15 protein-coding genes are annotated in these 18,731 nt (G+C 72.0%); 10 read left to right on the top strand and 5 right to left on the bottom strand.

Annotated elements, in window-relative coordinates; translation table 11 throughout:
• Nucleotides 1-96 precede the first annotated feature (96 nt).
• The 4 genes from ACP6CK_RS17785 to ACP6CK_RS17770 are packed head-to-tail and all read left to right on the top strand — an operon-like array spanning nucleotide 97 to nucleotide 5,259.
• Entirely contained in the window at nucleotides 97-2,325 is a 2,229-nt protein-coding gene (locus ACP6CK_RS17785; protein ID WP_426954638.1) for a TonB-dependent siderophore receptor, read from the top strand.
• Nucleotides 2,319-3,197 carry an alpha/beta hydrolase gene (locus ACP6CK_RS17780; protein WP_426954637.1) on the top strand — a complete coding sequence of 293 codons (879 nt, stop codon included), beginning with the start codon at nucleotides 2,319-2,321 and terminating at the stop codon, nucleotides 3,195-3,197. The genes ACP6CK_RS17785 and ACP6CK_RS17780 overlap by 7 nt, the downstream gene beginning before the upstream one ends.
• Nucleotides 3,194-4,120, top strand: a complete 927-nt coding sequence (locus tag ACP6CK_RS17775) for a siderophore-interacting protein (RefSeq protein ID WP_426954636.1) — start codon at nucleotides 3,194-3,196, stop codon at nucleotides 4,118-4,120. Before ACP6CK_RS17780 ends, ACP6CK_RS17775 begins: the two co-directional genes overlap by 4 nt.
• Complete coding sequence (locus tag ACP6CK_RS17770) at nucleotides 4,117-5,259, top strand: ABC transporter substrate-binding protein (RefSeq protein WP_426954635.1); 1,143 nt, start codon at nucleotides 4,117-4,119, stop codon at nucleotides 5,257-5,259. The genes ACP6CK_RS17775 and ACP6CK_RS17770 overlap by 4 nt, the downstream gene beginning before the upstream one ends.
• Nucleotides 5,260-5,419: 160 nt before the next feature.
• Here ACP6CK_RS17770 and ACP6CK_RS17765 read toward each other — a convergent pair whose 3' ends face one another.
• On the bottom strand, nucleotides 5,420-6,604 hold the full coding sequence (locus ACP6CK_RS17765; protein WP_426954634.1) for an amidohydrolase: 1,185 nt from the start codon (nucleotides 6,602-6,604) through the stop codon (nucleotides 5,420-5,422).
• Nucleotides 6,605-6,889: 285 nt separating this feature from the next.
• Here ACP6CK_RS17765 and ACP6CK_RS17760 point away from each other — a divergent pair, with 285 nt between their 5' ends.
• From ACP6CK_RS17760 to ACP6CK_RS17750, 3 genes are all read left to right on the top strand, one after another.
• On the top strand, nucleotides 6,890-8,488 hold the full coding sequence (locus ACP6CK_RS17760; protein WP_426954633.1) for an ABC transporter substrate-binding protein: 1,599 nt from the start codon (nucleotides 6,890-6,892) through the stop codon (nucleotides 8,486-8,488).
• Nucleotides 8,489-8,718: 230 nt separating this feature from the next.
• Nucleotides 8,719-9,879: a glycosyltransferase family 4 protein gene (locus ACP6CK_RS17755; RefSeq protein WP_426954632.1), complete on the top strand. Its 1,161-nt coding sequence runs from the start codon at nucleotides 8,719-8,721 to the stop codon at nucleotides 9,877-9,879.
• Nucleotides 9,880-10,187: 308 nt separating this feature from the next.
• Nucleotides 10,188-10,601, top strand: coding sequence for a cupin domain-containing protein (locus ACP6CK_RS17750; protein WP_426954631.1), 414 nt, complete (start codon nucleotides 10,188-10,190; stop codon nucleotides 10,599-10,601).
• Nucleotides 10,602-10,756: 155 nt separating this feature from the next.
• Here ACP6CK_RS17750 and ACP6CK_RS17745 read toward each other — a convergent pair whose 3' ends face one another.
• Both ACP6CK_RS17745 and ACP6CK_RS17740 read right to left on the bottom strand, forming a co-directional pair.
• Nucleotides 10,757-11,842, bottom strand: coding sequence for an Ldh family oxidoreductase (locus ACP6CK_RS17745; protein WP_426954630.1), 1,086 nt, complete (start codon nucleotides 11,840-11,842; stop codon nucleotides 10,757-10,759).
• Nucleotides 11,843-11,846: 4 nt separating this feature from the next.
• Nucleotides 11,847-12,848 (bottom strand): amidohydrolase family protein, encoded by a 1,002-nt coding sequence (locus ACP6CK_RS17740; RefSeq protein ID WP_426954629.1) that lies wholly within the window; start codon nucleotides 12,846-12,848, stop codon nucleotides 11,847-11,849.
• 127 nt (nucleotides 12,849-12,975) lie between these two features.
• Between ACP6CK_RS17740 and ACP6CK_RS17735 the strand changes: the two genes are divergently transcribed.
• Together ACP6CK_RS17735 and ACP6CK_RS17730 are read left to right on the top strand one after the other, a co-directional pair.
• Nucleotides 12,976-13,950 (top strand): Bug family tripartite tricarboxylate transporter substrate binding protein, encoded by a 975-nt coding sequence (locus ACP6CK_RS17735; protein WP_426954628.1) that lies wholly within the window; start codon nucleotides 12,976-12,978, stop codon nucleotides 13,948-13,950.
• Nucleotides 13,951-14,012: 62 nt separating this feature from the next.
• Nucleotides 14,013-14,993 (top strand): Bug family tripartite tricarboxylate transporter substrate binding protein, encoded by a 981-nt coding sequence (locus tag ACP6CK_RS17730; RefSeq protein WP_426954627.1) that lies wholly within the window; start codon nucleotides 14,013-14,015, stop codon nucleotides 14,991-14,993.
• Between the two features lie 58 nt (nucleotides 14,994-15,051).
• Here ACP6CK_RS17730 and ACP6CK_RS17725 read toward each other — a convergent pair whose 3' ends face one another.
• On the bottom strand, nucleotides 15,052-15,423 hold the full coding sequence (locus tag ACP6CK_RS17725) for a DUF4112 domain-containing protein (protein WP_426954626.1): 372 nt from the start codon (nucleotides 15,421-15,423) through the stop codon (nucleotides 15,052-15,054).
• A 415-nt stretch (nucleotides 15,424-15,838) separates the two neighbouring features.
• On the opposite strand from ACP6CK_RS17725, the gene ACP6CK_RS17720 reads away from it, so the two are divergent.
• Complete coding sequence (locus ACP6CK_RS17720) at nucleotides 15,839-17,176, top strand: nucleotide sugar dehydrogenase (protein WP_426954625.1); 1,338 nt, start codon at nucleotides 15,839-15,841, stop codon at nucleotides 17,174-17,176.
• A 24-nt stretch (nucleotides 17,177-17,200) separates the two neighbouring features.
• Here the strand turns inward: ACP6CK_RS17720 and ACP6CK_RS17715 are convergent, their stop codons facing one another.
• On the bottom strand, nucleotides 17,201-18,661 hold the full coding sequence (locus tag ACP6CK_RS17715; RefSeq protein ID WP_426954624.1) for a M81 family metallopeptidase: 1,461 nt from the start codon (nucleotides 18,659-18,661) through the stop codon (nucleotides 17,201-17,203).
• Between the last annotated feature and the right edge of the window lie 70 nt (nucleotides 18,662-18,731).

Raw genomic sequence — 18,731 nt, 5'->3', positions numbered from 1 at the left:
ATCCGGGTCACCGCCCAGGACCCTTCCTGTCCTGCACTTGCGACGAATTCGCAATTACGATAACCCGCCCCGGGGTCGCAGGGGGAGTTCTGCATCGTGTCGCGTCGTCGTTCGCCGTCCCGGAGCCAAGCTCCGAAGATCCGCCGGGCTCTCCTTCCCCTCGGCGCGGCGATCTGCGCGGCCACGCCGGCCCTGGCCCAGACGCCCGCGCCTGCCGCCCCGCTCGCGCTGCCGGAGGTGGAGGTGCAGGCCACGGCGTGGCGCGCCTGGGAGCACACGCCGGGCTATGTCGCGCCCGTCACCACCACCGGCTCCAAGACCGACACGCCGCTGATCGAGGCGCCGCAATCCGTCGGCGTCGTCACGCGCGACCAGATCGACGACCAGGCACCGCAGAGCGTCGCCCAGGCACTGCGCTACACCGCCGGCGTGCTGCCGGAGATCCGGCCCTCCGCGCGCTACGACAGCGTCTTCGTGCGAGGCTTCGGGGGGCAGGGGACGGGCGCGGCCTTCGTGAACTTCCTCGATGGGCTGCGCCAGGGCCGCGGCGGCGGCTTCGGCGTGCCGAATGTCGATCCCTGGCTGCTGGAGCGGATCGAGGTGCTGCGCGGCCCGGCCTCCGTCCTCTATGGCCAGACCGGCGTGGGGGGGCTCGTGAACCTCGTCAGCCGTCGGCCCAGCGCGACACCGGTGCACGAGGTGCGGCTGGAGGCGGGCACCGATGGCCTGCTCCAGACGATGTTCGACTTCGGCGGACCGCTGACGGCCGACAACACGGTGCAGTACCGCCTGACCGGCATCGTCCGGCGGGCCGATACGCAGTACGACTACACGCCGGAGGAGCGGATCGCGATCGCGCCGGCCATCACCTGGCGCCCGACCGACAACACGACGCTGACCGTCCTCGCCTCCTACCAGCATGATCCGGAGGGCGGGTTCTACAACTTCGTGCCGGCCACGGGGTCGGTGCTGCCGAACCGCTTCGGCCGCCTTCCCTCCGGCTTCTTCGGGGGCGATCCCGCCTATAACCGGTTCAACCGGACCCAGGCCTCGGTCGGCTATCAGCTGGAGCATCGCTTCGACCAGACGTGGACCGTGCGCCAGAACTTTCGCTACTCGCACATCGATGCGGAGGTGAACGTCCTCTCGATCCAGTCGGTGACGAACGACCGGATCGGCAACCGCTCGGCGACCTATCTTTCGGACCACGCGAACACCTTCGCGCTCGACAACCAGGCGCAGGCGACCTTCACGACCGGGCCGGTGCGGCACACCGCGCTGTTCGGCGTGGACTGGTTCCGCAACTCCTCCCGCACGCGGCAGGCGACGGTCTCGGGCGCGACGATCCCGACGCTCGACCTGTTCCGGCCGGTCTATTACCAGGGAATCCCGCCGATCTCTGCGGGGCTCGCCGGGCTGACGAACCAGGAGCTGGATCAGGTCGGCTTCTATGCCCAGGACCAGATCGCGGTGGACCGCTGGCGCTTCAATATCGGCGTCCGCTATGACAACGCGCGGATCGGCAACACCGCGCATCTCGCGGACGGGCGCAACGGCAGCCAGCGCTCCCAGCTCGACGACGAGGTGACCTGGCGCGTCGGCGCGCTGTATCTCTTCGACTTCGGCCTCGCGCCCTATGCCAGCTACTCCACCTCCTTCCTGCCGAACACCGGCACGCAGGCGTCCGACCGCGGCGGCGGAACCTTCGATCCGACGACGGGCGAGCAGTTCGAGATCGGCGTGAAGTACCAGCCGCCGGGGATGAGTTCCTTCATCCAGCTCGCCGGGTTTCATATTCGCCAAGAAAATGTGCTGACGCAGGATCCGGTCTACACGAACTCGCAGATCGCGGTCGGCGAGATCCGTTCCCGCGGCATCGAGCTGGAGGGGCGGGCGACGATCAACGAGAACCTCGACCTGATCGGCACCTATACCTACATCGACGCCGAGATCACCCGGTCCAACACGGCGGGCGTTTCCGGCAACCGTGTGCCGCAGGTGCCCAACCATATCGCCAGCGGATGGGCAAATTACCGCTTCCGGGAAGGCGCGCTGCGCGGCCTCGAGCTCGGTGGCGGCGTGCGCTACATCGGCTCGACCTTCGGCAACGACACGAACACCTTCAAGGTCGGCGACGTGACGCTGTTCGATGCCGCCATCCGCTACGATGTCGGTGCGCGGTTCGAGAGCCTGCGCGGGCTGGAACTGGCGGTGAACGCGCAGAACCTGGGCGACCGGGACTACGTCTCCTCCTGCTCCTCCGCCACGGCCTGCTACTTCGGCAACCGGCGCTTGGTCATCGGCAGCGTGCGGGTGCGGTGGTAGCGGCCGCCATCCCCGCACCGGCCCCCGCGCCCGTCCGGGCGGCCCCGGCAGAGCCGGTCCGGCTGCCGCGCAGCCGGTGCTGGGACCTTCTGGCGTCGGGCGACCCGGCGCGCGCGCATCGCCTCTTCCTCGCCTGGCCGGAGGAGCCGCCGCCCGCCGGCGGTTATCCGCTGATCGTCCTGCTGGACGCCAACGCGGCCTTCGCCACGGCGGTGGAGTCGCTGCGGTCCCAGGCGCGCCGCCCCGAGGCGACCGGCGTCACGCCCGCGATCCTGCTGGGCATCGGCTACCCGACCGAGGCGCCGACCGACCGTGCGGGGCGGACGCGGGACTACACGCCCGCCGTCACCGGGGCGCCGGCCGGGACCGGCGGGGCCGACGCCTTCCTGGACTTCGTGGAGCGCGAGCTGCTGCCGGCCGTTGAGACGGAGTTCCCGGTGGACCGGGCGCGCCGTGCGGTCTTCGGGCACTCGCTCGGCGGGCTGCTCGTGCTGCACACGCTCTTCACCCGCCCCGGCCTGTTCCGCCGCCACGCCGCGGCCAGCCCCTCCATCTGGTGGGAGGACCGCGCGGTGCTGCGCGCGGCCGAGCGCTTCGTCGCGCATCCGCCGCCCGGCGCCGCGCGCCTCGGCCTGCTGCTGACGGTGGGGGAGCTGGAGAACGGCATCGTCGGTGCCGATCCCGCGCGCCTCGCGCGGCAGCGGGAGCGGCGGATGGGGGCGAACGCCCGCAACCTCGCGGCGTGGCTGCTCACCCTCGGCTCCCGTGGGCCGCAGGTGAGCTTCGTGGAGTTTGCCGGGGAGAACCACGCCTCGGTCGTGCCCGCCGCCCTCTCCCGCGCCCTGCGATTTTCTCTGGAGCCCTCCGTTTGACCCCTGATGCCGATCCGCCCTGGAAGGCCCGCTGGCGCGGGATCCGCAGGCTGGAGGTGCTGCGCGCGGCGTCCGTGACGCCGCTCATGCGCCGGATCACGATGGGCGGGCCGGAGTTCGCGGGGCTGCATGGCGGGCCGAACCTGAAGCTCATCCTGCCGCCGCGCCCCGGCGCGGAGCTGGAGCTGCCGCCGCGCGCGCCCGATGGCAAGGCGCTCTGGGCCGAGGGCGAGCGCCGCCCGGTCGTCCGCACCTACACCGTCAGCCGGATCGACGCGGCGGCGGGGGAACTGGACGTGGACTTCGTCCTGCACGGCGACCACGGCGAAGAGGGTGTCGCCTCCGGCTGGGCACGGCGCGCGCGACCCGGCGACCCGATCGGGGCGGCGGCGCTGGGCGGCCGGACGGTGCGTCCGGCCGCGCGGTACATCATCGCCGGCGACCACACGGCACTGCCGGGCATCGCGAACATCCTGGCGGCGCTGCCCGACACCGCGCGCGGCGAGGCTTTCATCGAGGTGCCGGGGGCGGAGGAGGAATGGCCGCTCCGCCGCCCGCCCGGCGTGGCCGTCACCTGGCTGCACCACGGCCCGGAGGGCGCGGGCCGGACGGACGGGCTGGCGCGCGCGGTGCAGGCCCTGGACGTCGCGCCCGGGGAGGACGTCTTCGGATGGGTCGGCTGCGAGTCCATCGCCGCCCGCGCCATCCGCGTCCATCTGCGCGATGTCTGGCGGCTTGACCGGCGGCAGATGCTCGTCATCGGCTACTGGAAGCTCGGCATGAGCGAGACGGAGTACGGCCAGCGCCTCGATCACGACCGCGACGAGGACTACCACGCGACCGCGCGGGAGGAGGAGGCGCAGGCCCACGCCCCGGCGCAGGACGATCATCCCCACCCTCACCGGCACGTCCCAGCCCAATGACCCAACCCGAGATCGGCCGGCGCAGCCTCCTTCGCGCCGCGCTGGTGCCCGCCCTGGCCCCCCTCCCGGTCCTATCCCGGCCTGCCAGGGCGCAGGCGCCGCTCCGCATCACCGACCTGGCCGGGCGGACGGTGACCCTGCCGCGCCCGGCGCGGCGCATCGTGCTGCAGCAGGCCCGGCATGTGCTGGCGCTGTCTCTGCTGCACCCGGATCCCGTGTCCCTGATCGTCGGCTGGGGCGGCGACCTGCGCCAGATGAACCCGCCGGACTACGCCTCGGTGCGCGCCCGCTTCCCGGCGGCGGACGCCGTGCCGCTGGTCGGGCGGAACACGCTCGACACCCTGTCCATCGAGATGGTGGTTGCGTCCCGCCCGGATGCGGTGGTGCTCAGCCGCGGCGGCGGCGGAGGGGGCGACGCGGCCGCCCTGGCCGACCGCCTGAGCGGCTACGGCATCCCGACCGTCGTGGTGGACTTCTTCGTCAACCCGCTGCGCGACACGCCGCGCAGCATCGAGGTCCTCGGCACCCTGCTCGGGCAGGAGGAGCGGGCGCGGGCCTTCGGCGCCTTCCACGCGGAACGGCTGGCCCGGATCACGGAGCGCCTCGCGGGCGTCACGGTGCGTCCGAGCCTCTTCATGCACGCCCATGCCGGCGGCACGACCTGCTGCGCCTCCCCGGGGCGCGGGGCGTTCGATTCCTTCATCCGGGCCGCGGGCGGGACGAACATCGGCGCGGAGATCCTGCCCGGCCTGATGGGCGAGGTGTCGCTGGAGCAGGTGCTGACCCGCAACCCCGACGTCTATGTCGCGACCGGCGGCCCCTTCGCCGGCCGTGGCGGCATTGCCATGGGCGCCGGCGTCGCGCCGGACACCGCGCTGCGCGACCTGCGCGCCGTGCTGACGAAGGACCGGCTGGTCGGGCTGCCGGCCGTGACGGGCGGCCGGGCCCACGCCATGTGGCACGGCTTCAACGACACCCCCGCCCATATCATGGTGGTGGAGGCGCTGGCGCGCGCCCTGCACCCGACGATCTTCGCGGATCTGGACCCGGCGGCGACCCAGGCGGAGCTGAACCGGCGCTTCCTGTCGATCCCGATGGAGGGGACCTACTGGGCGAATCTGCCGGGCGGGCGGGGTTGAAGAGAAAGGGCCGGGGGAAGGTATCCCCCCGGACCCCCCTCTATTCTTGTCTGGCTGCCGCGGGAGGCTGAGAAGGGGACGATCCCGTGTCAGGGTTCCGCGGCAGCCTGATGGAAGGAGATGGGGGGGCTCGGGGGGAATGCTTTCCCCCCGCTCTTTTTCAGGCGTCGAGACCCAGCTCCTCCCGCACCAGGCTCACCCAATAGGCCGAGCCGAGCGCGAGCGCCTCGTCGTTGAAGTCGTAGACCGGGGTGTGGAGGTTGCCGCTCGCCTCGCCATTGCCGATGCGCATGAAGACGCCGGGCTTCTCCCGCAGCATGAAGGCGAAGTCCTCGCCGCCCGTGCTCAGCTCCACCTCGCCGACGGCGGCCTCGCCCACCACGGCCGCGGCGGCGGCCTTCGCGACGGGGATCTTCTCCGCCGTGTTCACCGTGGGCGGGCAGAGCACGTCATAGGCGAACTCGGCGGTGCAGCCCTGGGCGCCCGCGAGGGCTTCGGCCAATTCCTTGAGGCGGCGGCGAATGGTGGCCTGGGTCTCCGGGCTGAAGGAGCGGGCGGTGCCGCGCACCACCACCTCCGACGGCATCACGTTGGGGGAGTTGAAGGCGCCGCCCGAGACATGGCCGACGCTGAGGGCCGCGCTCTCGGTCGGGTGCAGGTTGCGCGGCAGGATCGTGTGCACGGCCAGCAGGAACTGGCCCAGCACGACCGTGGCGTCGGTCGCCAGGTGCGGCGCCGCGCCGCCATGGCCGCCGGTGCCGCGGAAGGTCACGCCCCAGAAGTCCGACCCCGCCAGGACCGGGCCGGGGCGCGTCGCGAACCGGCCCACCGCCAAGCCCGGGGAGTTGTGCAGCCCGTAGACCGAATCCACGGGGAAGCGCTCGAACAGCCCGTCCCGGATCATGGCCGGGGCGCCGGTGCCGGCCTCCTCGGCAGGCTGGAAGATGAAGTGGACGGTCCCGGCGAAGTCGCGGTTCTCCGAGAGGTAGCGGGCGGCCCCCAGTAGCATGGCCGTGTGCCCGTCATGGCCGCAGGCGTGCATCTTCCCCGGCACGGTGGAGCGGTGGGGGACGTCGTTCGCCTCCTCGATGAACAGGGCGTCCATGTCGGCGCGAAGGCCGATGGCGCGCTGGCCCGGGCGGCGGCCCTGCACCGTGGCCACCACGCCGGTCACGCCGACCTTCTCCGTCACCTCCAGGCCCCAGGCGCGGAGCTTCTCGGCCACGATGCCGGCGGTGCGGACCTCCTCGAAGCGCGTCTCGGGGTGGGCGTGGATGTCGCGGCGGATGGCGATCAGCTCGTCGGCATAGGTCTGGATCTCGTCCAGGATGGCCTGTCGCGACATGCGCGTCCTCTCTCGATGGGGCGGCCCGAGGCATCCGGCGATCCGCCTGGCTGGAACCGGCCGAGTATGGCGGGTGGTCGCGCGTTCCGGAATCCGGGGCCGCGCGAGGGCAGGCGCCCCGCTGTTCCGCCCGAAGGGCCGATCGGCGGGCGGCCCTCTGTCAAGGCGCCGCCGCGCCGCGCGTTGCTTTTTCCCCTCCGCCGTGCCGCTATGCACCGGGAATCACCGGTGACAAGGGAGATCCCGGGCAGGACGCCGCCTCTGCAGGAACTGATGGAGACACGCATGGGCCGACTGAAGGGCCGGGTGGCACGCCGTGCCCTCCTCTCCCTGCCGGGCGCAGCCATGCTGCCCCGCGGTGCCGCGCAGTCCCAGACGGCGGCCGATACCCTCAGCCTGGCGGTCGCCGCGCCCCCGACATCGCTCGACCCGCACTACTACACGCTGGTCCCCAACAGCATGGTGGCGGAGCACTTCTTCGACCGGCTGGTCGGGCGGGATGCCCAGGCCCGGCTTCAGCCCGAGCTGGCGGAATCCTGGCGGCCGCTGGACGACACCACCTGGGAGTTCCGGCTCCGCCGGGGCGTGACGTTCAGCAACGGCGACGCCTTCACCGCCGAGGATGTGGTCTTCACCCTCCGTCGCATCCCGAACGTGGTGAACAGTCCCGGCTCCTTCGCCGTCTATACCCGCGGGATCGCGGCGTGGGAGGTGGTGGATCCCCACACCATCCGGTTCCGGACCCACGGCATCCACCCCCTGCTGCCGCACGACCTCAGCCAGATCTGCATCATCCCGAAATGCCTGGGCGACGCTGTCAGCACCGGCGACTTCAACAACGGCCGGGCCATGATCGGCACGGGGCCCTTTCGCTTCGTCTCCTACACCCCGGACGACCGGGTGGTGATGGTGCGGAACGAGGATTACTGGGGCGAGAAGCCGGACTGGTCCCGCGTCACCTACCGCTTCATCGTGAATGACGGCGTGCGCGTCGCCGCGCTGCTGTCGGGCGACGTGCAGATGATCGACGTCGTGCCGCCGGCCGACATGCCACGGCTCCGCAGCGTGCAGGGGATCGGCTTCTCGGAGATCCCGAGCCTGCGCTGCATCTACGTCAGGCTCGACACGGGGCATGACAGCTCCCCCTACATCACCGGGCCGGACGGGCAGCGGCTGGACCGCAACCCGCTGCGGGACCGGCGGGTGCGGCGGGCCCTGTCCATCGCCATCAATCGGCAGGCGATCGTGGACCGGCTGATGCAGGGGGCCGCGACGCCGATCGGCCAGATGATGCCGCCAGGGGCCAACGGATATGTCCCCGACCTGCCGGCACCGCCCTTCGACCCCGACGGCGCCCGCCGCCTGCTGGCCGAGGCCGGCTATCCCAACGGCTTCGGGATCACGCTCATCGGGCCGAACAACCGATACGTGAACGATGCGCAGATCGTCCAGGCGATCGGCCAGATGTGGCAGCGCATCGGGGTGCGGACCCGGGTGGAGGCGATTCCCTTCGCCGTGCTCGCGCAGCGCCAGGCGCGCAACGACATGTCGGCCCTGCTGATCGGCTGGGCGACCATCGGCGAGCCCTCCACCGCGCTGCGCGGCATCCTGACGACCCGCGCGCCCGACAAGGGCTTCGGCACGGCGAACTTCTCCGGCTACTCCCATCCCGGCGTGGACGCGCTGGTCGACGAGGGACTGCGCACCGCCGACGACGCGCGGCGCGAGGAGGCGTTCAAGCACGCGATGCGCCTGGCCATGGAGGACGTGGCCCTGGTTCCCCTGCACATGCAGAAGAACGTCTGGGCGCTCCGCGCCGGCCTGACCTATGAGGCCCGGGCGGACGAGTACACGGTCGCGATGGGGGTGAAGCGGTCGCGGTAGCCGCAGGTCCGAGCCGCGCCGCTCCTCAACGCCCCGCGAACGCCGCCGTGGCCGCAAGACAGCCCGACGCGACGGCTCCGGTCCGGCGGGCACCGCCGGTGTTTCCGAAGGCCTCTTACCGCCGGCCAGTCCGGCCAGCCGGGCCATAGTCCTCCTGCCTTCATTCAATCTTCATGCCGGGTTCCGGCCCCCGTGCCTAAGGACGGCGGGCGGATCGGAACAGGGGTCGCATGCGGCACGTCGAGGCGGAGCGTCGGAACCCCAGCTCCTTTCAGCCCGGGGACATCACCGCCCTGCGCGCCCATCCCGCCGAGCTGGCCCTGCCCGGCACCGACCTCTCCGGGAGCGCGACGCCGGTGCGGGACCTGGCGCCGGGGGCGCGCATCCTGATCGTCTCCGACGCGTGGCACCCGCAGGTGAACGGCGTCGTCCGCACGCTCTCGACCGTGGCGGAGCATCTGCGCCGCTGCGGCGACGCGGTGGAGGTGATCGGGCCGGACCGCTTCCGCACGGTTCCGCTGCCCTTCTACCCCGAGATCCGGCTCGCCCTCGGCCAGCGCCGGAGCCTGGCCGCCCTGGTGGACCGCTTTGCGCCGGATGCCCTGCACATCGCGACCGAGGGGCCGCTCGGCTGGGCCGCCCGCGCCCTCTGCCGGGCGCGGGGCTGGCCCTTCACGACCTCCTTCCACACGATGTTCCCGGACTACCTGCATGTGCGGGCCCGGGTGCCACGGTCCCTGTCCTGGTCGGTGCTGCGTCGCTTCCACGCGCCGGCCACCGCAACGCTGGCCGCCACCACCTCCCTTCTCCGCGAGCTGGACGCGCGGGGGTTCCGGCGGCTGAGGCGATGGTCCCGCGGGGTGGACCTCGATCGCTTCCGGCCGGCGCCGAGGGAACCCTGGGCGGACCTGCCGCGACCGGTCTTCCTCTATGCCGGTCGCGTGGCGGTGGAGAAGAACCTGGAAGCCTTCCTCTCGCTCGACCTTCCTGGCTCGAAGGTCGTGGTGGGGGACGGGCCACACCGCGCGGCGCTGGAGGCGCGCTTCCCCGCCGCCCGCTTCACCGGCTTCCGCAGCAACGGCAGCCTCTCCGCCGCTTATGCCGGCGCCGACGTCTTCGTCTTCCCGTCCCGCACCGACACCTTCGGCCTTGTCCTGCTGGAGGCGCTGGCCTGCGGCACCCCTGTGGCCGCCCACCCCGTGACCGGTCCGCTGGACGTGCTGGGCGGGGCGGCGGAGCGGGTGGGCATGCTCGACGAGGACCTGCGCGCCGCCTGCCTCTCCGCCCTCGACGCCGATCGCGAGGCCTGCCGGCGCCACGCCGCGACCTGGTCCTGGGACGCCTGCGCGGCCCAGTTCCGCGACACCCTCGCCCCGATCCACGCCTCCTAGCCGGCCGCGCAGGGGCGGTGCGGGTGACTCCGGGGGAGAGAAAGAATTCTCTCCCCGGACCCCCACTCATCTTTTTCCTCAAGGCTGCCGCGGAAGGCGGAAGCGGCGATCCCGTCTCAACCTTCCGCGGCAGCCTGACAAAAGAAGATGAGAGGGTGGGGTCTGGGGAGGGGGAGAATTCTTTCTCCCCCTCCCCGGAGTCACGGGGACGCATCGGTCAGGACCGTTCCCGCGGTCAAGACTGTCTGGCCGCAGGACATTCCACCGTCCATTCTACGGCTCCGCGGACTGTGCGGGAGGAGGAACCCATGGCGACCGAGACCCCGAAGGGCGTGGTCCTGTATCCCGACACGATGAAGGCCTATGAGCGCGGCGGCGGTGCGAAGACGATCCCGCTCGTCGGCCCACGGATCGGGGCGAAGAGCTTCCTGAACGGGATGACGATCTTCGGCCCGGGCGCCGCGATCCCGCTGCACACCCACAACTGCGAGGAGAGCGTCCTGCTGCTGGAGGGCAGCGCGATCGCCGAGATCGACGGGGAGCGGCACCACATCAAGGCCGGCGACATCAGCTGGATTCCCGCCGAGGTTCCGCATCGCTTCATCAACGCCTCCCAGACGGAGGGGATGAAGATCCTGTGGATCTACGCGCGAACGGATGCGACGCGGACGCTGGTCGAGACGGGCGAGACCCGTCCCGTGCTGGCGGAGCACGTGGATTGAGATCGGGGGAGGGCCGCCTTACCGAACGCTCTCCGTTCGAGCCCTCCATCCCTGTCGGACGACCGCTCCCACTTCCGCCAGGGCTCGCCGGCAGCCTTGAAAATGAAGACAGGGCCGAACGTATAGGGTTGGCGGGGAACTCCTTCCCCCGGCCTTTACCGTTCCCGCAACCGCGTCGCCCCGGTCTCCTCGGCCAGCCGGTCAAGCTGGGCCATCAGTGCCTCCGGGATCGGCACGCCCTTCGCCGCGCGGTCGCGGCGGCGGGCGGCTCGCATCTCGCCAGGCAGGCGGATGCGCTCCACCCCGGGCAGGCGGGCGGAGGCGCGGAGGTCGTCCAGGTGCCGCGTCACCTCCCGCGTGAAGTCGGCGGGGTCGAGGAAGCGCGAGACGTCGAGCGCGATCAGCACGTGCCCGGTTTCCGTCACCGTGCGGTCGTCGGCGTTGAAGTCCACTACGTCGCGCCCGAAGGCGGCGCGGTTCAGCGGGCCGGCGAGCAGCCCGAGCATCATGGCGAGACCGCTGCCCTTGTAGCCGCCGATGGGCAGCAGGATGCCGTCCTTCGCGCGGCGCGGGTCCGTCAGCGGCTCGCCGGTCTTGGCGTCCACCATCCAGCCCTCCGGCATCGGCGTGCCGAGCAGGGCGTGGCCCTTCACGGTGCCGTAGGAGACGACGGTCGTCGCCATGTCGAGCACGACGGGGTCTGCATCCACCATCGGGATCGCGATCGCGAGCGGGTTGGTGCCGAGCAGCGAATCCGTGCCGCCCCAGGGCGCCATGTGGTTCGCGCTGGCGACGACGGTGTAGATGCCGACCATCCTCGCGGGCAGCGGCAGCGCCGCATAGACCGCGCCCGATCCCGCGTGGTTGGAGCGGCGCGCGCCCACCCAGGCGATGCCCGTCTCCCGCGCGATCTCCACCGCGGCCTCGCCGGCGCGGGACATCACGAGGTGACCCATGCCGTTGTCGCCCTCCACCACCGCGACGGCCGGGCCGCGGCGGGAGAGGGCGATATCGGGCCGCGGATTCATCCCGCCGGCGCGGAGGCGCCGAACATACTGGGGCAGACGGAAGATGCCGTGCGCGTCGGCGCCGGTCAGGTCGGCCTCCACCATGAGCTCGCCCACGCGGCGCGCGTGGGCGTCCTGCAATCCAGTCGCGACCAGCACGTCGGCGATGAAGCCGATCATCGCCGATGCGGGGTGGCGCGCCGCGGCGGCCTCGGTCTCCTGGTCCAGCGCCATGGCGTCAGGCCGCGGCCGTCGTGCCGAGCAGCCGCTCGGCGTTTCCGCGCAGGATCGCCTCGCGCGCGGCGGGATCGGGGACCGCCTCCTCGATCTCCTCCACGCCGCGCGTGGTGCCCATGTCGAAGGGGTAGTCGGTGCCGAAGAGGATCCGCTCCGCCCCGACCTCGGAGAGCAGAAAGCGCAGCGCGCCGGGCGCGTGGGTGATGCTGTCGTAGAGCAGACGATCCAGGCTCTCCGCCGGGTCGCCCTTCAGCCGCGCCTTCGGTTCCGCGCGGACGTTCCAGCCATGGCGGAAGCGCCCGGCCTGGAAGGGCACGAAGCCGCCCGCGTGGGAGAGGAGGAAGTGGATGGAGGGATGCCGCTCGATCACGCCGCCGAAGATGAGGGAGGCGGCGGCGATCGTCGTCTCCAGCGGGTTCCCGATCAGGTTCGTGAGATAGTAGGACTTCATCCGCTCCGCCGCGACGACCTTGTGCGGGTGGACGAGGACCAGGAGCCGGTGCCGGTCCGCCACCTCCCACACCGCGTCCAGCGCGGGATCGTCGAGGTTGCGCCCCGCGATGTTGCTGCCGAGGTGCAGGCCACGCAGCCCGTGCCTCGTCACGGCCCGTTCCAGCGTCGCCGCCGCGCCGGCCGGGTCCTGTATCGCGGCGGTCGCCAGGCCGATGAAGCGGTCGGAATTCTGGCGGCACAGCGCGCCGATGGCCTCGTTCTGGATCTCCGAGACGGCGGCGGCCGCGCCCGGATCGGCTTCGTACAGGAAGGTGTGCGGGATGTTGCAGACCACGTGCATGTCCACGCGCTGCGCGGCCATGTCGGCGAAGCGGCGCTCCAGGTCCCAGGCGGCGCGGGGGAAGGGGTTCTGGCGGACGTCGAGGATCTCCAGCACCGCCGCGTCGTCGCTCACGCGCGTCAGCTTCGGGGCCAGCGCGGGCACGTCGCGCGCGATGGCCGCGATCATCGCCTCGGTCAGGACATGCGTGTGGGCGTCGATGACGGTCACTCTGGCTTCCCCCATGGCCCCGGCCCACGGCGCTTGCGGGGCGGCTCATATTGGCCCCATCCTCCGCGCAGAGAGGGCCGCAAGGCAAGCTGGCGGGTCAACGCGCCGGCCGCATCGGGGGAAACAGATGACGCGTCGCGGCCTCCTGTCCGCGGGACTTCTCGCGGCGACCGGGCCGGTGGGCCGGTTGCGCGCGCAGGAAGCCTATCCGAATCGCCCGATCCGCGTGATCATGCCGCTGGCCGCGGGCAGCGCGGTGGACGTGATGATCCGCATCGTCGCGGACCGCATGGGCGATCTGCTGGGGCAACGTCTGGCCATCGAGAACCAGACCGGCGCATCGGGCATGATCGGGATGCGCGCGGCGGCGCGCGCGCCGGCGGACGGGCACACGCTGCTGGCGGTGAACGACGCCGTCATGACGATGCTGCCGAACATGAACCCGGCGGCCGGCTACGACCCGCTGCGCGACTTCGCGCCGATCGGGCAGGTCGCGCGCATCCGCTGGGGGCTGGCCGTCGCGTCGTCCTTTCCCGCCGGGGATGTGGCGGGGCTGGTCGCCGCGGCGCGTGCGCGGCCCGGCACGATCGACTACGCCTCCGGCGGTCCCGGCAGCCCGCAGCACGTCGCGATGGAGATGTTCCAGCAGGCGGCGGGCATCCGCCTGAACCATGTCAGCTACCGCGGCGCGACGCCCGCGCTGAACGCGGTGGCGGCGGGGGAGGTGCCGGTCGGCTTCTTCGGCCTGCCCACGCCCGTACCCTTCGCGGAGACGGGGCGGCTGAAGCTCGTCGCCACCGCCGGTCCACGGCGCGTGGAGACGCTGCCCGACGTGCCGACGCTCGCGGAATCCGGCTTTCCCGGCTTCGCCTTCTTCACCTGGGGCGCGTTGCTCGCCCCGGCGGGCACGCCCGCGCCGGTGGTCGCGCGCGTGAACGCCGCGCTGCGCGAGAGCCTCGCGACGCCGGCGGTGCGGGAGCGGCTGGAGGGGCTGGCCTACGAGATCGTGGGCAACGGGCCGGAGGAGTTCGCCGGGGCGCTGGCGCGCGACCACGCCGCCATGGGCGCGCTCGTCCGGACCGCGAATATCCGCGCGGAGTAGTCGTTCCGGCCGGCGTGGTCCGGCCCCTCTCTGCGCGGCGACACGGAAGGGGAGGAACAAGAATGGCCTGGATCAGCCGCCGCGCCGCGCTCGGCGCCGCCGCGCTCGGACTCGGGGCGCGGGGCGCCCGGGCGCAGGCCTGGCCCTCGCGCCCGGTGCGGCTCGTCGTGCCACTCGTTCCCGGCGGCACCACCGACCTCATCGCCCGCGTGATCGCCGAGCCGCTGGGGCGCGCCATCGGCCAGACAGCGGTGGTGGAGAACCGCCCCGGCGCCAATGGATGGATCGCCAACGACGCGGTCATGCGGGAACGGCCGGACGGGCACACGCTGATCGTCAACAACGTCTCGACCCACGCGATCAACTCCGCCGCGGCCCCGCCGGACCGCCCGCTGACGCCGGCGCGCGGACTTCTACCGGTGACGAACCTCGTGGAGACGCCGCAGGTCATGCTCGTGCCCGGCGAGTTCCCCGTGCGCACGCTCGCGGAGTTCGTGGAGCGCGCGCGGGCGGCGCCGGCGCCGCTGATCTATGCCTCGGCGGGCGTGGGCTCCTACCAGCACATCGACATGGAGCTCTTCGCGCGGCGCGCCGGGATCACGCTCACCCATCTGCCGCTGCGCGGCGCGGGCGAGATGGTCACCTCCGCCCTGCGGGGGGAGGCGCAGATCGCCGAGTTCAACGTCGTGACCGCCCTGCAGCACCTCCAGTCCGGGCGGCTGCGCGCCCTGGCCGTCGTCTCCGGGGAGCGGCTGCCGCAACTGCCGGACGTCCCCACCACGGCCGAGGTTGGCTTTCCCGAACTGCGGACGGCGCTGTGGAACGGCCTCTTCGCCCCGGCCGGCACGCCGGCCGCGATCGTCGAGGCGCTGCACGGCCATGTCGCGCGCATCCTGTCGGACAGCGAGGTGGCGGGCGGGCTGGAGCGCCAGGGCGTGCGCATCGTGACGAGCGAGAGCCCCGCCGCCTTCCGCGCCTATGCCGAGGCCGAGGTGGCACGCTGGACCGCCCTGGTCCGCGAGCTCGGCATCACGATCGGCTAGGGCGGGTCCTGCGGGCGGCCACGCGCCCGACCGCCGCTGTGTGGGGGAGGGATTCCGATCAGCGCGGAAGCCGCTGCCTCTCCAGGTGGCGGCGCAGCAGCGCCATGTTCCGCAGGTTGGCCCGGAAGAACACGTCGCCGACCGAGCCGGCGACCGGCACCGCGCTGATCAGGGCGTCCAGCCCGACATTCCCGATCATCCGCAGCAGGGTTCCGACGGAAACACCCTGCCGGCGCGCCTCCCAGATGAGATAGGCGGAGAGCGCGGTCGAGACGACCGGCCCGACGCCGGGCAGGAGGCTGAGCAGGGCGTCGGCCCCGAAGCGGATCCCCGTGCCGGGCACCCGCCACCGGCTGTCGAGAAGGAAGGCGAGCGCTTCCAGGCGGGACCGGCCGGCGCCGAGGTCCGGGGTGGCGCGTGCGGTGGTCACCGATGTCGTTCGGCTCTGCATGGCGCTTCGTCGTCTCTGGGCGGAATGGGACGGGTGCGTCCATCAACGGCCTTCTCCCCCGCAAGTTGGGTCCATCCGCACGGCCGACCTTCGCCGCGCCCAGGAAACGTGGTGCTTCACCGGACCCCTGGCTGGCGGTCGGCTGGCCCATGTGGCGCGGGAGGGTATAGGTTGAACGGAGCACGCCGGTGGGAACGCGGTCTTCGGTGAGCGCCCGGGCAAACTGCACCAGGGAACCTGCGCGAGAAGGAGGACACCTTGGTCCATCGCCGTCCGGGACCGTGCGCCCGGTTCCTCACGAGGGATCCTTCCATCGCGATATCGGCTCTTCGGGCGATCCCGGAGGCCCGCCCGGTGCCAGCCGGGAGCGGCGCAGCCGTTGCTGAGGACCGCGATGGCCGGCCCTGACGCCGCGCTGCTCGACCGCTTCGGGCGGCGCGAGGCGACGATCGGCGTCATCGGCCTCGGCTATATCGGGCTGCCCCTCGCGAAGGCGTTCTGCGCGGCCGGCTTCCGCGTGATCGGCTTCGACATCGATCCGGAGAAGAGCCGCAAGCTGCGCGCGGGAACGTCCTATATCCAGCACGTCGGGCTGGGCGACCTGCCGGCGGCGCTGGCGGCCGGCCGCTTCGTGCCGACCGCGGATTTCGGCCTGCTGCCCGAGGCGGATGCGGTCGTCATCTGCGTGCCCACGCCGTTGAACCGCCACCGGGAGCCCGACCTCTCGGCCGTGATCTCCACCACCCGGACCATCGCCGCCCATCTCCGGCCCGGGCAGCTGGTGGTCCTGGAATCCACGACCTATCCCGGCACGACCACCGACGTCGTGCTTCCCCTCCTGCAGGAAACCGGGCTCGCATCCGGGTCCGACTTCTTCGTCGCCTTCAGCCCGGAGCGCGAGGACCCGGGCAACGCGCAGTTCGACACCACCACCATCCCCAAGGTCGTGGGCGCGGATGACGATGCGGCGCTGCGCCTGGCCGTGGCGCTGTACGGGGCGATCGTCCGGTCGGTGGTCCCTGTCAGCTCCCTGCGCGCGGCAGAGGCCGTGAAGATCACGGAGAACATCTTCCGTGCCGTCAATATCGCCTTGGTCAACGAGCTGAAGGTGATCTACGCCGCCATGGACATCAGCGTCTGGGAGGTGATCGAGGCGGCCAAGACGAAGCCCTTCGGCTACATGCCCTTCTATCCCGGGCCAGGATTGGGCGGGCACTGCATCCCGATCGACCCCTTCTACCTGACGTGGAAGGCGCGCGAGTTCGGCCTGCACACGAAGTTCATCGAGCTGGCCGGCGAGATCAACACCTCCATGCCGCGCTACGTCGTCGGCCGGCTCTCGGACGAGCTGAACCGGCGGTTCCGGAAGAGTCTGAACGGGTCCCGCATCCTGATGATCGGCCTGTCCTACAAGCGCGACATCGACGATGTGCGGGAAAGCCCAGCCTTCGCCGTGCTGGAGATGCTGGAGGCAGCGGGGGCGGAGGTGGCGTTCTTCGACCCGCACGTATCGGTCATCCCGCCCACGCGGGAACACGCGCCGCTGACCGGGCGCCGTTCCGTCACCCTCTCCCCGGAGACGACCGGCACTTACGACGCCGCGGTCATCGTCACCGACCACACGCGGGTGGACTACCCGGCGCTGGTCGAGGCGTCGCGGCTGGTGGTGGACACGCGCGGCGTGCTGCGCCGGCTGGGACTGGCGCCGCGGTCCAACGTGGCGGAGGCCTGACGGCGTGGCCGGGCTCCGCAGCTATCAGACATTCAGCCAGGGATTGGGATCGAGCGGGGAGATGGGGCGCCGGACCTTCGTATAGGGGATGCGCGCCGGATCGGGCGGATAGGGACCGCCGCAATCCACGTAGATCACCCCGGCCGCGATCGGCGCGAAGGCGGCGTGGAAGTGGTTGGAGGACTTCACCACCACGATCCGCTTCTCCGCGAGGTCCAGGCCCAGCGCGGTGAACACGACCGGCGAGAAGGTCTGCGCCCGTCCCGTGGCGAGCACCACGTCGAGCGTCCCGATCGTCACGCAGGCCGCGGGGCCGAGCGAGACGAGGGACTGCTCGAAGGGGATCAGCAGGTCGTCGGTCACCGCCCGCACCCGGACCGTGGCGTCCACCGGCCGGCCTGATCCGGCCGTGGCCTTGCCGCCGAAGCGCAGGGGCAGGACGGCGCCTGCGCCTGCCGCGCGGCAGAAGGCGACGGCCTGCGGGTCCCAGAGCGCCCCTGCCGCGCTCGGCACGTCGGGGTGGCGCAGCAACTCCTCGATCAGGAAGGTGGAATCGCCCGCCACGCCGCCACCCGGATTATCCCAGCGATCCGCCAGGATGACGGGGCCGGGCGGCATCGCCAGGGCCTGCGCCACGGCCTCGGCGGGCTTCGGGTGGGGTGGGTTGCCGCTGCGGCCCCAGGACAGGATCTCCCGCCCCAGCCGCTCCGCCAGCGCGCCGGCCGGGGCCGGATCGCCATCCGCGTAGACGAGCACCTTCGTGCCGACATCCGCCACGTCGGCCGCCTGGAAGCCGTGGATGACGGAGACAGAGAGAATGCCGTCTCGCCCTTCCAGCGCGAAGAGCCGGTCGGTGAAGGACCGCCCCGGTTCACGGGAGGTCATGTAGCCACCGATATGCCGCAGGTCCCAGATCGCAGGACGGGGCCGCACCTCTCCGCGCGCTGTGCGGAGGCAGAGCGCGGTCAAGTCCCGCGCCCGCGCGAGGAAATCGGTGTGCGGGAATTCCTTGAACGCCACGATCACGTCGGCCGACCGAACCATGAGGTCTGTCAGATGCGCGTGCAGGTCCAACTCGGCGCCGATCACGCAGCGCGGCCCCGCGATCTCCCGCGCGCGGGCCAGCAGGTCGCCCTCGGGATCGTCATAGCCGTCCGCGACCATGGCTCCGTGCAGGCCGAACAGGGCCACGTCCACCGGCAGGGCCGCCCGAAGCTGGTCCAGGATCTCGTCGCGCAGGGCTTCGTAGGTGGCGCGGCCGACCATCCCCGCCGGCTCGGCCCAGGTGGCGGTGCCCTCGATCAGCGTGTGCCCTTCCGCTTCGGCAGCCTCCCGCGCCGCGACCACGGGCGCGGAGCAGAGGGTGGGCGTGGGCGGGTGCCGGCCGGGCGGCGCGTAGAAGGACGTCTCGAACGCGGTGCGGTCGGTCGGGAGCGGCGCGAAGGTGTTCGTCTCGGTCGCGAGGGAGGCGGCGAAGAGCCTCATCGCGGCGGACCCGGGGAGGGGGAGAAGGAATTCTCCCCCTCCCCCGACCCCACCCCCTCATCTTTTTTTC

The sequence above is a fragment of the Muricoccus radiodurans genome (genome assembly GCF_050154705.1).
In the GTDB taxonomy this organism is placed as follows: domain Bacteria; phylum Pseudomonadota; class Alphaproteobacteria; order Acetobacterales; family Acetobacteraceae; genus Roseomonas; species Roseomonas radiodurans.
This window is presented reverse-complemented; position numbering and strand designations above follow the sequence as displayed.

Coding starts and splice junctions, on each gene's coding strand:
- ACP6CK_RS17770 (WP_426954635.1), top strand. CDS start 4,117: ATGACCCAACCCGAGATCGGCCGGCGCAGCCTCCTTCGCGCCGCGCTG.
- ACP6CK_RS17715 (WP_426954624.1), bottom strand. CDS start 18,661: ATGAGGCTCTTCGCCGCCTCCCTCGCGACCGAGACGAACACCTTCGCG.
- ACP6CK_RS17750 (WP_426954631.1), top strand. CDS start 10,188: ATGGCGACCGAGACCCCGAAGGGCGTGGTCCTGTATCCCGACACGATG.
- ACP6CK_RS17765 (WP_426954634.1), bottom strand. CDS start 6,604: ATGTCGCGACAGGCCATCCTGGACGAGATCCAGACCTATGCCGACGAG.
- ACP6CK_RS17720 (WP_426954625.1), top strand. CDS start 15,839: ATGGCCGGCCCTGACGCCGCGCTGCTCGACCGCTTCGGGCGGCGCGAG.
- ACP6CK_RS17735 (WP_426954628.1), top strand. CDS start 12,976: ATGACGCGTCGCGGCCTCCTGTCCGCGGGACTTCTCGCGGCGACCGGG.
- ACP6CK_RS17755 (WP_426954632.1), top strand. CDS start 8,719: ATGCGGCACGTCGAGGCGGAGCGTCGGAACCCCAGCTCCTTTCAGCCC.
- ACP6CK_RS17760 (WP_426954633.1), top strand. CDS start 6,890: ATGGGCCGACTGAAGGGCCGGGTGGCACGCCGTGCCCTCCTCTCCCTG.
- ACP6CK_RS17730 (WP_426954627.1), top strand. CDS start 14,013: ATGGCCTGGATCAGCCGCCGCGCCGCGCTCGGCGCCGCCGCGCTCGGA.
- ACP6CK_RS17745 (WP_426954630.1), bottom strand. CDS start 11,842: ATGGCGCTGGACCAGGAGACCGAGGCCGCCGCGGCGCGCCACCCCGCA.